10 protein-coding genes are annotated in these 12,372 nt (G+C 69.0%); 7 read left to right on the plus strand and 3 right to left on the minus strand.

What is annotated here, in order from left to right; translation table 11 throughout:
* Position 1 precedes the first annotated feature (1 nt).
* The gene (tkt, locus tag QRN30_RS14775) at positions 2-2,095 is read right to left on the minus strand and encodes a transketolase (RefSeq protein WP_284761272.1); all 2,094 of its coding nucleotides are present in this window, start codon (positions 2,093-2,095) and stop codon (positions 2-4) included.
* Between the two features lie 424 nt (positions 2,096-2,519).
* Between tkt and QRN30_RS14780 the strand changes: the two genes are divergently transcribed.
* Complete coding sequence (locus tag QRN30_RS14780) at positions 2,520-3,446, plus strand: heme o synthase (protein ID WP_017887264.1); 927 nt, start codon at positions 2,520-2,522, stop codon at positions 3,444-3,446.
* A 450-nt stretch (positions 3,447-3,896) separates the two neighbouring features.
* On the opposite strand, the gene QRN30_RS14785 is transcribed toward QRN30_RS14780, so the two are convergent.
* Positions 3,897-4,871: a COX15/CtaA family protein gene (locus QRN30_RS14785; protein WP_284761273.1), complete on the minus strand. Its 975-nt coding sequence runs from the start codon at positions 4,869-4,871 to the stop codon at positions 3,897-3,899.
* A gap of 251 nt (positions 4,872-5,122) precedes the next feature.
* Here QRN30_RS14785 and sufB point away from each other — a divergent pair, with 251 nt between their 5' ends.
* The 5 genes from sufB to QRN30_RS14810 are packed head-to-tail and all read left to right on the plus strand — an operon-like array spanning position 5,123 to position 9,350.
* Positions 5,123-6,541, plus strand: a complete 1,419-nt coding sequence (gene sufB, locus QRN30_RS14790) for a Fe-S cluster assembly protein SufB (protein WP_284761274.1) — start codon at positions 5,123-5,125, stop codon at positions 6,539-6,541.
* Positions 6,542-7,867, plus strand: coding sequence for a Fe-S cluster assembly protein SufD (sufD, locus tag QRN30_RS14795; RefSeq protein ID WP_284761275.1), 1,326 nt, complete (start codon positions 6,542-6,544; stop codon positions 7,865-7,867).
* Complete coding sequence (locus tag QRN30_RS14800) at positions 7,867-8,193, plus strand: non-heme iron oxygenase ferredoxin subunit (RefSeq protein WP_017887268.1); 327 nt, start codon at positions 7,867-7,869, stop codon at positions 8,191-8,193. The genes sufD and QRN30_RS14800 overlap by 1 nt, the downstream gene beginning before the upstream one ends.
* 57 nt (positions 8,194-8,250) lie before the next feature.
* Positions 8,251-9,021, plus strand: coding sequence for a Fe-S cluster assembly ATPase SufC (gene sufC / locus QRN30_RS14805; protein WP_110864537.1), 771 nt, complete (start codon positions 8,251-8,253; stop codon positions 9,019-9,021).
* Complete coding sequence (locus tag QRN30_RS14810; RefSeq protein ID WP_017887270.1) at positions 9,021-9,350, plus strand: metal-sulfur cluster assembly factor; 330 nt, start codon at positions 9,021-9,023, stop codon at positions 9,348-9,350. The genes sufC and QRN30_RS14810 overlap by 1 nt, the downstream gene beginning before the upstream one ends.
* 307 nt (positions 9,351-9,657) lie before the next feature.
* Here the strand turns inward: QRN30_RS14810 and QRN30_RS14815 are convergent, their stop codons facing one another.
* Entirely contained in the window at positions 9,658-10,257 is a 600-nt protein-coding gene (locus QRN30_RS14815; RefSeq protein WP_042540909.1) for a biotin transporter BioY, read from the minus strand.
* A gap of 115 nt (positions 10,258-10,372) precedes the next feature.
* Here QRN30_RS14815 and QRN30_RS14820 point away from each other — a divergent pair, with 115 nt between their 5' ends.
* Positions 10,373-11,971, plus strand: a complete 1,599-nt coding sequence (locus QRN30_RS14820; RefSeq protein ID WP_056068703.1) for an ABC-F family ATP-binding cassette domain-containing protein — start codon at positions 10,373-10,375, stop codon at positions 11,969-11,971.
* Positions 11,972-12,372 lie beyond the last annotated feature (401 nt).

Here is a 12,372-nt window from a genome sequence, read left to right on the forward strand (position 1 = left end):
GTCAGGAAGCTGCGATCGATTCCTTCGCGGCGGCCACGACGTGCTCCGTCGTGAAGCCGAACTCCTTGAAGAGCGTCTGGTAGTCGGCCGAGGCACCGAAGTGCTCGATCGAGACGCTGCGGCCCTTGTCGCCGACGATGTCGCGCCAGCTCATGGCGATGCCGGCCTCGACCGACACGCGAGCGGTGACGTCCTTCGGGAGCACCTGGTCCTGGTAGTTCTCGGACTGGGCGCGGAACCACTCGATCGACGGGGCGCTCACGACGCGGGCGTTGATGCCCTCGGCCTTGAGCTGCTCGCGAGCCTCGACCGCGATCTGGACCTCGGAACCGGTCGCGATGAGGATGACGTCCGGGGTGCCGTTGGGCGCCTCGGTCAGGACGTAGGCGCCCTTGGCGACGTTCTTCGCCGAAGCGAAGACCTCGCCCGAGGCGTCGCCTTCGCCACGCTCGAACACCGGCAGGTTCTGACGGCTCAGCGCGATGCCGGCCGGGCGGTCGGTGTGCTTGAGCATCTCGAGCCACGCGTACGCGACCTCGTTGGCGTCGGCCGGACGGACGACGTCGAGACCCGGGATCGCACGCAGCGACGAGACCTGCTCGATCGGCTGGTGCGTCGGGCCGTCCTCGCCGAGGGCGACGGAGTCGTGGGTCCAGACGTAGATCGCCGGCGCCTGCATGAGCGCGGCGAGACGGACCGCCGGACGCATGTAGTCGCTGAAGATGAGGAACGTGCCGCCGAAGGGGCGGGTGTTCCCGTGCAGGACGATGCCGTTGAGGATCGAGCCCATGGCGTGCTCGCGGATGCCGAAGTGCAGCACGCGGCCGTACGGGTCGGTGCTCCACGTCGAGGTCGAGGCCTCGGCCGGACCGAAGGACTTGGCACCCTCGATCGTGGTGAGGTTCGACTCGGCGAGGTCGGCCGAACCGCCCCAGAACTCGGGCATCAGCGGCGCGATGGCGTTGATGACCTTGCCGGAAGCGGCACGGGTCGAGACGGCCTTGTCCGCCGGGAAGACCGGGAGCGCTGCTTCGAGGCCCTCCGGGAGCTCCTTCGACTGGACGCGGTCGAACAGTGCCTTCTTGTCGGCGTTGGCTGCGGCCCACGCGTCGAAGGACTTCTGCCACTCGGCGTGCTCGGCCTGGCCCTTGGCGACGGCGCCGCGGGTGTACTCGAGGACCTCGGGAGCGACCTCGAAGGTCTTGTCGGTGTCGAAACCGAGGATCTCCTTGAGGCCCTTGATCTCGTCGGCGCCGAGCGCTGAACCGTGGATCTTGCCCGAGTTCTGCTTGGTCGGCGACGGCCAGCCGATGATCGTCTTGAGGACGATGAGCGACGGCTTGTCGGTGACCTGCTTGGCGGCCTCGATCGCGGCGTGGAGCTCCTCGGCGTCCTCGGAGTACTCGCCGTTCTTCTTCCAGTCGACGATCTGGACGTGCCAGCCGAGCGCCTCGTAGCGCTCGGGGACGCTCTCGGAGAACGCGATGTCGGTGTTGTCCTCGATCGAGATCTGGTTCGAGTCGTAGAACGCGATGAGGTTGCCGAGCTGCTGGCGACCGGCGAGCGAACCCGCTTCGTTGGTCACGCCCTCCTGCATGTCACCGTCGCCGGCGATCACGTAGGTGAAGTGGTCGAACGGCGACTGGCCGGCCGGGGTCTCCGGGTCGAACAGGCCGCGCTCGAAGCGCTGGGCGTAGGCGAAGCCGACCGAGGACGCGAGGCCCTGGCCGAGCGGGCCCGTGGTGATCTCGACACCGTCGGTGTGGCCGTACTCCGGGTGACCCGGGGTCTTCGAGCCCCACTTGCGCAGGTGCTGCAGGTCCTCGAGCTCGAGCCCGTAGCCGTGCAGGTAGAACTGCACGTACTGGAGGATCGAGGCGTGACCGGCGGAGAGGATGAAGCGGTCGCGGCCGATCCAGGTGGCGTCGCTGGGGTCGCGACGCATCACCTTCTGGAAGAGCAGGTGGGCGAGCGGAGCAAGGCTCATCGCGGTGCCGGGGTGACCGTTGCCGGCGGCCTCGACCGAGTCGGCGGCGAGAACGCGGGCCGTGTCGACGGCCTTCCGGTCGATGGCGTCCCAGGTGAATTCAGCCACTTGGATGTTGACCCTTCTTGATGCGACATGTGCGAGGGCTCGTGCCATCGCACGGACATGTGGCCATCCCGGGGCCGAGTCGTGTCGCCGTCTAGCGGCGGCCGACCGGCTCATCGCGGCCGACGTCATCGGGGCGCGCACTGCGGGAGGGCGTGTCCAGCATAGTGACCCGGTACTCAGAAGGGGTTCAGGTGACCCCCGATGTTCACACCGGGGTGGCCGACGACGGTCGATCCGGGCGTGTCGAACGCGTCCGGATCACGCCGGGATGTCGGAGCGGGGCACCGTTGCGGCGCTTCCATCCCGTAAACTGATCGGGACCCGTGGACATTCCGGGTCAGCGCATGCCCGGACGCCGCCGCAGTCGTCCACCGAGTGTGCGAGCTGATGCGAACAGACTGAGGTTCCCTTGCCGACTGCCACCGTGACCCGGCCCGACACCGATCGACCCCGATCGCCGCTGTCCCGCAAGGTCCGTGCGTACGTCTCGTTGACGAAGCCGCGCGTGATGGAGCTGCTGCTCGTCACCACGGCCCCGACGATGTTCCTCGCCGAGCGCGGCGTCCCCGACCTGTGGCTCGTCTTCTGGACGATGCTCGGCGGAGCGATGTCGGCCGGTTCGGCGTCTGCCTTCAACTGCTACATCGACCGCGACATCGACCGGCTCATGAAGCGGACGAGCACCCGGCCGCTGGTCACCGGCGAACTCTCCGACCGTGAAGCCCTCGTGTTCTCGTGGATCCTCGGCGTCCTGTCGACGGCGGTGCTCGGCTTCCTGGTGAACTGGCTCGCGGCGGCGCTCAGCGTCATCGCGATCCTGATCTACGTGTTCGTCTACACGCTGTGGCTCAAACGCCGCACGCCGCAGAACATCGTCTGGGGTGGCTCGGCCGGCTGCATGCCCGTGCTCATCGGCTGGGCGGGTGTCACCGGATCGCTGACGTGGACCCCCGTCATCCTGTTCATGGTGATCTTCCTCTGGACGCCGCCGCACTACTGGCCGCTGTCGATGAAGTACCGGGACGACTACGACGCCGCCGACGTGCCGATGCTCGCCGTCGTCCGTGGTCGGACCGTCGTCGGCCTGCAGGTCGTCCTGTACGCCTGGGCGACGCTCGTCTGCTCGCTCCTGCTCATCCCCGTCGGGCACATGGGTCCGCTGTACACGGTGGTCGCGCTGGCCGGTGGCATCTGGTTCGTCGTCGAGTCGCACCGCCTGTACTCGCGGGCTATCCAGCACGTCGAGCACGTGCATCCGATGCGGGTCTTCCACAGCTCGATCACGTACCTGACGCTGCTCTTCATCGCGGTGGGCATCGACCCGCTGCTGCCGCAGGTCTTCACCTTCTAGGGCGGTCGCGCCGGCGCCGCCGCAGGCGCGTGCTCGGTCCGCAGGACGCCGTCGTGTCCGGTTGACGCCGTCGTGTTGCCACGACGCCGTCGTGTCCAGTTGACGCCGTCGTATTGGCAAGACGCCGTCGTGTCCGCAGGACGCCGCCACCCCGACGAGACGCCGCCGAATCCGGCGGCGTCTCGCGCGTTCGGCGGCGTCTCGGCAGGACACCGGCGTCTTGTGCTCGGCACGCGGCGGCCTGGAGGCGCGGTGCGGGCCCGCCACGGGCCTCCCGTCCGGCGCGCGGCGCGTCTGCCGCGGCGCGGACCCGACTGGCTGGGGACCGCACGTGGTGCGGACTCGGTCCGACGGCGCGTCCGGCCGACCACCACAAACGCGACACCCCACGAGTCGAACGACTCGTGGGGTGTCGGAGAACGGGTGTCGAGCGCGCGACGCGCCCGGGCGTCAGGCGACGATGGGCTCCCGGACGGCGTCGCGACCGGCCGATGCCCGCGTGGACAGCACCACGGCGGTGACGGCGCCCACGAGGAGCCCGGCGAGCACCATGTGCGTGCCGACGAGCCCGACGGGCAGACCGGTGCGTGCCTGCGTGAGGCCGACCGCGATCTGCAGGAACTCGACGACGAGCAGCAGCAACGGCCACTTGCTCGGCCTGCCCAGGCGGACGGCTCCGATGACGAGCACCAGGGTGAGCGCGAAGAGGGCGTACGCCGGCCAGGCGTGCACGTGCTCCATGACCGCGGGGTCGAACCCGGTGCGGTGCAGGCGTCCGCCGTCGACCGCTTCGTCAGCGCCGGCGTGCGGGCCGCTGCCGGTGGTCAGGATGCCGACGAGCACGGTCACGACGACGGCGGCGACGGTGCCGCGGACGACGCCGGTGTACCAGCCGGGGACGAGCCGCTCGGCCGTGCGGGGGCCGTGCACGGTGCGGTAGACCAGGGCAGCGGTCACCGAGGTGAGCGCGGCGGAGACGACGAAGTGCAGTCCGACCACGAAGGGGTTCAGGTTCGTCCACACGCTCATGCCGCCGATCACGGCCTGCACCGGGATCGCGACGCCCTGAGCGAACGCCAACCAGAACAGTTCCGGCCGCGTGCGGAGCATCCAGACGACCGCCAGGAACATCGCGACGGCCACGATCACGAGCACGAAGGTCAGCAGACGGTTGCCGAACTCGATGATGCCGTGGACGCCCATCTCCGGCGTGGAGACCAGCGAATCCGCCGTGCACTTGGGCCAGGTGGGGCATCCGAGGCCCGACGCGGTGAGGCGGACCAGGCCGCCTGTGCCGATCAGCACGACCTCGACCACGAAGGACGCCCAGGCCAGTGCGACGACGCGGCGGTCGACCGCACGGGGGAGCGACCACCACCGTCCGGTCCGGAGATCCTGCTCGACGGGGGATCCGACGCGTGTCACGAGGGTGGTGCCTTCCTGTTGTTCCGTGCAGTGAACCTGTAGGATTCGAGGGTTCAGCAGCAGTCAAGTCTAGGCAGGCGCCGGCTCCGAATGGGCCGAGATCGCCGATCACTCCACGGACTGCGTGGAACCATAGTCGTTGCGAGGGAGCAGCACCGGGTCCGCATGTCAGCGGTCCACGGTGGAATGGCGTCCAGACGCCACGGGTTGACACCTGTAACGCTGTCCCGCGAGAAGGAAACGAGGAGACCATGTCCGACGTGCTCATCGACCGTCCCGAGCTCGAAGGGCTCGGCCAATACGAGTTTGGCTGGTCCGACTCCGACTCGGCAGGGTCCTCCGCCCGTCGTGGGATCTCGGAAGAGGTCGTCACCGACATCTCGAACCTCAAGGACGAGCCCGACTGGATGCTGAAGAACCGCCTCAAGGGGCTGTCGCTCTTCGGCCGCAAGCCGATGCCGACATGGGGTGCCGACCTGACGGGCATCGACTTCGACAACATCAAGTACTTCGTGCGCTCCACCGAGAAGCAGGCGCAGTCGTGGGAAGACCTCCCCGAGGACATCCGTGCGACCTACGAGAAGCTCGGCATCCCCGAGGCCGAGCGCCAGCGCCTGGTCGCCGGCGTCGCCGCGCAGTACGAGTCCGAGGTCGTGTACCACCAGATCCGCGAGGACCTGGAGCAGCAGGGCGTCATCTTCATGGACACCGACACGGCGCTCCGTGAGCACCCGGAGCTGTTCGAGGAGTACTTCGGCACCGTGATCCCGGCCGGCGACAACAAGTTCGCCGCGCTGAACACGGCCGTCTGGTCCGGTGGCTCGTTCGTCTACGTCCCCAAGGGCGTCCACGTCGAGATCCCGCTGCAGGCCTACTTCCGGATCAACACCGAGAACATGGGTCAGTTCGAGCGGACGCTGATCATCGCGGACGAGGACTCGTACGTCCACTACATCGAAGGCTGCACCGCCCCGATCTACAAGTCCGACTCGCTGCACTCGGCCGTCGTCGAGATCATCGTGAAGAAGAACGCCCGCGTTCGCTACACGACGATCCAGAACTGGTCGAACAACGTCTACAACCTCGTCACGAAGCGTGCGATCGCGCACGAAGGCGCGACGATGGAGTGGATCGACGGCAACATCGGCTCCAAGGTCACGATGAAGTACCCGTCGATCTACCTCGCCGGGGAGCACGCCAAGGGCGAGACGCTCTCCGTGGCCTTCGCGGGCCCCGGCCAGCACCAGGACGCCGGCGCGAAGATGATCCACATGGCGCCGTACACGACGTCCTCGATCGTCTCCAAGTCGATCGCCCGTGGCGGCGGTCGTGCCGGGTACCGCGGCGAGGTCCGGGTCGACCCGGGCGCGCACCACGCGGCCAACACCGTGCGCTGTGACGCCCTGCTCGTCGACACGATCAGCCGGAGCGACACGTACCCGGCGATCGACATCCGTGTCGACGACGTGCAGCTGGGGCACGAGGCCACGGTCTCGCGTGTCAGCGAGGAGCAGCTCTTCTACCTCATGTCCCGCGGCATGGCCGAGGACGAGGCGATGGCGATGATCGTCCGTGGTTTCATCGAGCCGATCGCCCGCGAGCTCCCGATGGAGTACGCACTCGAACTCAACAAGCTCATCGAGATGAGCATGGAAGGATCCGTCGGCTAGATGTCCAGCACCACCCCTCCCCACATCGACCAGCCGATCGAGCCCGCTGCCGCAGCGCAGGGCGGCACCCAGCACGGCGCCGGAGCCCACTCCGACGGCGGCTGGGACGCCCCCGACAAGAAGGTGCCGGTCCAGACCCGCTCCGAGCGGTTCCAGTCCGGCGACGTCGAAGCGTTCCCGAAGGTCACCGGCCGAGAGGTCAACTGGAAGTTCGCGCCGCTGACCAAGCTCCAGCCGCTGCTGGACGGCCCGCTCGACGGATCCGCCTACCCGTACCTCGCCCGCCAGTCCGAGGGCGCCGACGTCGAGTGGGGTCGCAGCGACGACCCCCGCGTCGGCACCGCCGGCCTGCCCGAAGACCGCGCGGCGGCCGCGGCCTGGAGCGCCCGTGACGCGGTCCTGGCGATCACGATCAAGGCCACCGAAGCGCACGAGTTCATCACGGTGACCCGCTCCGACTTCGGGTCGCAGCCCCGCGCCGCGCACACGGTCATCACGGCCGAGCCGAACGCGCAGGGCATCGTCGTGCTCGACAACCGCGGCAGCGCCCTGCTGAGCGAGAACATCGAGATCGTCGCGCAGCAGAACGCACGACTGACCGTCGTCAGCCTGCAGGACTGGGACGACGACGCGGTGCACGTGTCGACGCACTTCGCCGAGGTCGGGCGCGATGCCTTCCTCAAGCACGTCGTGGTCTCGCTCGGCGGCGACGTCATCCGGGTCAACCCCTCGACGCACCTCGGTGCGCAGGGTGCCGACACCGAGATGTACGGCGTGTACTTCGCCGACGCCGGCCAGTACATCGAGCAGCAGGTCTACGTGAACCATGACGCGCCGAACACGCGCGGTCGGGTCAACTACAAGGGTGCGCTGCAGGGCCAGGGCGCGCACACCGTCTGGATCGGTGACGTCCTGATCGGTCGCGCCGGTGACGGGACCGACTCGTACGAGCAGAACCGCAACCTCGTGCTGACGGACGGCACCCGTGCCGACAGCATCCCGAACCTCGAGATCGAGACGGGCAACATCGAGGGTGCCGGTCACGCGAGTGCCACCGGTCGCTTCGACGACGAGCAGCTGTTCTACCTGCAGTCCCGCGGAGTCCCGGAAGAAGAAGCGCGGCGTCTCGTCGTGCTCGGCTTCCTGGTCGAGGTGATCCAGAAGATCGGTGCGCCCGAGCTCGAGGAACGCCTCATCGCCGCGGTCGAGCAGGAACTCGCCGAGGGCCGTTCGGTCATCGCGGCACCGGCCGAGTCCGGCGCCGAGCCGGCCGCCGCGCCGCAGGCACCCGCACCGCGGACCGCCGCTCCGCAGGCCAACGCCTGATGGCCGAGAAGGTCTGCGCCGAAGCCGACATCGCGGTGGACAGCCCGATGCGGGTGGTCGTCGGTGGCACGGCGGTCGCGATCGTGAAGGACTCCTCCGGCACGGTCCACGCCATCGGCGACACCTGCACGCACGGCGACATCTCGCTGGCCGAGGGCTTCGTCGAGGGTGACTCGCTGGAGTGCTGGGCCCACGGGTCCCGCTTCTCGCTGACCACCGGCAAGCCGCAGAACTTCCCGGCCTACGAGCCCGTCCCGGTCTTCCGGGTCGAGGTCCGCGACGGCGACGTCTACGTCGACGTCCAGGACGTCGTCCCGGTCGACTGAGCACCCCAACACTTCCCGCGGCTGACGCCGCACCACAGCTGCAACCGAAGGAACGCAATGTCCACTCTGGAAATCCGTGACCTCAAGGTCTCGATCGACACCGACCAGGGCACCAAGGAGATCCTGAAGGGGGTCGACCTCACCATCAACGAGGGCGAGATCCACGCGATCATGGGGCCGAACGGCTCCGGTAAGTCCACGCTGGCGTACACGATCGCCGGCCACCCCCGGTACAACGTCGTCGGTGGCACGATCACCCTCGACGGCGAGGACGTCCTCGCGATGAGCGTCGACGAGCGTGCCCGTGCCGGCATGTTCCTGGCGATGCAGTACCCGGTCGAGATCCCCGGCGTCACGGTGTCGAACTTCCTCCGCACCGCCAAGACGGCGATCGACGGTGAGGCCCCGGCCCTGCGCGGCTGGATCAAGGAACTCCGTCAGTCGATGGCCGACCTGAAGATGGACTCGTCGTTCGCCGAGCGCAACGTCAACGAGGGCTTCTCCGGTGGCGAGAAGAAGCGCCACGAGATCATGCAGCTCGAGCTCCTCAAGCCGAAGTTCGCCGTCCTCGACGAGACCGACTCCGGCCTCGATGTCGACGCGCTGAAGATCGTCTCCGAGGGCGTCAACCGTGCCAAGGCCGCGACCGGCCTCGGTGTACTGCTCATCACGCACTACACGCGCATCCTCCGCTACATCAAGCCGGACTTCGTGCACGTGTTCGTCGCCGGCAAGATCGCGGAGCAGGGCGGCCCCGAGCTGGCCGACCGCCTCGAGAACGAGGGCTACGACCGCTACGTGCAGGCCGCCGCCGAGGCGCAGGCCTGATGATCGCCGCACTCGCTCCCGACAAGTTCGACGAGGTCGTCGAGGGCCTGAAGGAGGTCCAGGACCCGGAGCTCGGCGTGAACATCGTCGACCTCGGCCTGATCTACGACCTCGCCTGGGACGACGACGCCAACGCCCTCGTCATCAGCATGACGCTCACCAGCGCCGGCTGCCCCCTGACCGACGTCATCGAGGGTGACACCGCGAACGCGCTCGACGGCATCGTGGACGCCTTCCGGATCAACTGGGTCTGGATGCCGCCGTGGGGTCCGGAACGGATCACCGACGACGGACGCGAGATGATGCGCGCCCTCGGGTTCGCGATCTAGGCGCGACCCACAACGGACGGGAGGCGCGGTGCCAGCTGGCACCGCGCCTCCCGTCCGTTTGTGCGCACGCCACGCGCGGGGCGCGCCGCCGAGTGGTCGCAACCGCCCGCTCACGTTCGCCGAGTGGTCGCGTTCGGTCGGCTGACCCCGCTCCAGGCGACGGAACGTGACCACTCGGCATCCGGGCAGTGGGGAGTCGTGACCGCACTGACAGCCCGGCGCCGCGCCCGCCTGCCTGCCCGCCCACCCGCCGCTGACGCAGAACGGCCCCACACCGATCGGTGCGGGGCCGTTCTCGTGCGAGGGGTCAGCGGCGGCCGACGGCCTTCCACGCGAGCGGCAGGATGCCGGCGGCGATGAGGGCCTTGGCGACGCCACCGATGATGAACGGGTACAGGCCGGCGGCGAGCACCGACTGGACGTCGTTCGGGGCGCCGAGCTGGCCGAGCGCCACGGCGAGGTACGGCAGGCCGGTCACGAACGGGATCGCGCTCGCGAGCAGCATCGCGACCGCGGCACGACCGACGTTGCGGTCCCAGTTGCGGCGGGCGAGCCAGCCGACGAGCCCGGCGGCCGGGATGAAGCCGATGACGTACCCGAAGCTCGGCAGGGCCAGGGCCTGCAGGCCGCCCTGCAGGTCGGCGAAGAACGGGGCACCCGCGAGTCCGGCGACGGCGTAGACGAGCAGCGAGAGCATGCCGCGACGCGCGCCGAGCGTCGCGCCGACGAGCACGACGGCCAGCGTCTGCCCGGTGATCGGGACCGGCCACATCGGGACCTCGAGCTGCGCCATCGCGGCGGTGAACAGGGCTCCGCCGGCGACGAGGGCGGCGTCGGTGGCCAGCCCGTGCGTGCGCAGACGGTCGGCGAGGACTGCGCGGGGAGCGAACCCGGTGGCGTTCGTCATGGATTCTCCTAGAATGGACTGCTGGTTCCGTTCGGAACCATCGGTCCCGTCAGCGTAGCGGTGCACCTCACGCACACACCGTTGTGCAAACCCACCAACTGATTGGACGTCCACTGTGCTTGCCGTGCACGAACTCGAGATCCGCGTCGGAGCTCGTCTCCTCATGGAAGACGTGTCCTTCCGTGTCGAGAAGGGCGACAAGATCGGACTCGTCGGCCGCAACGGCGCGGGGAAGACGACGATGACCAAGGCCCTCGCGGGCGAGACGCAGCCGAACGGCGGCACGATCGACCGCGGCGGGGAGATCGGCTACCTGCCGCAGGACCCCCGCTCCGGCGACCCGGAGGAGACCGCGCGGAAGCGCATCCTCGACGCCCGCGGGCTCGGTGAGCTCGTGGAGGGCATCCGCCTCGCCACGCTCGACATGGCGAGCGACGACGCGGCCGTCGCCGAGAAGGCGATGCGGCGCTACAGCCGTCTCGACGACCAGTTCAACGCGCTCGGTGGATACGCGGCCGAGGCCGAGGCCGCCTCGATCGCGTCGAACCTGAAGCTGCCGGACCGCATCCTCGACCAGCAGCTCAAGACGCTCTCGGGTGGTCAGCGCCGGCGCATCGAGCTCGCCCGCATCCTGTTCTCGGACGCCGAGACGATGATCCTCGACGAGCCGACCAACCACCTCGACGCCGACTCCGTCGTGTGGCTCCGCGAGCACCTGAAGACCTACCCCGGCGGCGTCATCATCATCTCCCACGATGTCGAGCTCGTCGAAGAGGTCGTGAACCGCGTCTTCTACCTGGACGCAAACCGCCAGACCATCGACATCTACAACATGGGCTGGAAGCTCTACCAGCGGCAGCGCGTCGCCGACGAGGAGCGCCGTCGCAAGGAGCGCGCGGGCGCCGAGAAGAAGGCCGCCACGCTCAAGGACCAGGCCGCTCGGTTCGGTGCGAAGGCCTCGAAGGCCGCCGCGGCGCACCAGATGGTCGCGCGTGCCGACAAGCTGCTCGCCGGCCTCGAGGACGAGCGCGTCGCCGACCGCGTCGCGAAGATCCGTTTCCCCACGCCGGCGCCATGCGGTCGTACGCCGCTGATGGCCGAGGGGCTGTCGAAGTCCTACGGCTCGCTGGAGATCTTCGCCGGTGTCGACCTGGCGATCGACCGCGGCTCCCGCGTGGTCATCCTCGGCTTCAACGGTGCGGGCAAGACGACGCTGCTGCGCATCCTCGCGGGTGCCGACCAGCCCGACACCGGTGAGATCCAGCCAGGCCACGGTCTGCGCATCGGCTACTACGCGCAGGAACACGAGAACATCGACATCAACCGCACGGTGATCGAGAACATGGTGTCTGCGTCGACGGACCTCAACGAGACCGAGGCCCGTCGGGTGCTCGGGTCGTTCCTGTTCACCGGCGACGACGGCTACAAGAAGGCCGGCGTCCTGTCCGGTGGTGAGAAGACGCGTCTGTCCCTCGCGATGATCGTGGTGTCGGGGGCGAACGTCCTGCTGCTCGACGAACCGACGAACAACCTGGACCCGGCGTCGCGCGAGGAGATCCTCAACGCCCTGGCCGGCTTCGAGGGCGCGGTCGTCCTGGTGTCCCACGACGCCGGGGCGGTCGAGGCGCTCAACCCCGAGCGCGTGCTGCTGCTGCCGGACGGCACCGAGGACCACTGGAACAAGGACTACGCGGAGCTCATCGAGCTCGCGTAGCCGCCTGCGAGACGCCGTCGTGTCCACACGACGCCGCTGAGCCGTCGAGGCGCCGCCGGACACGGCGGCGCCTCGACGACGTGGGGGCGTGTCGTGATGACGACGGCGTCTTGCGCACCGGCCTCGGGGTCGGTCGGGCGTCGCGCCTCCCGTCCGCACGGTGCCGCGTTCGCGGTCCGGTGCGCTGTTGCGTGCTGGGTGCCCGCGTGTGGCGGCGCACGGTGCGCGGAAGCGCGCACGGGGTTGCGAGGTGCGCACGGTGCGGTCTGGAGGCGCGGTGCTGGTCGTGTGTCGCGCCTCCCGTGCGCACGGTGCCGCGTTCGCGGGCCGGTGCGGTGTTGCGTGGTGGGTGCGCGCTTGTGGTGCTGCACGGTGCGGGGAAGCGCGCACGGGGTTGCGAG

This window comes from Curtobacterium sp. MEB011 (genome assembly GCF_030209655.1).
GTDB lineage: Bacteria > Actinomycetota > Actinomycetes > Actinomycetales > Microbacteriaceae > Curtobacterium > Curtobacterium poinsettiae.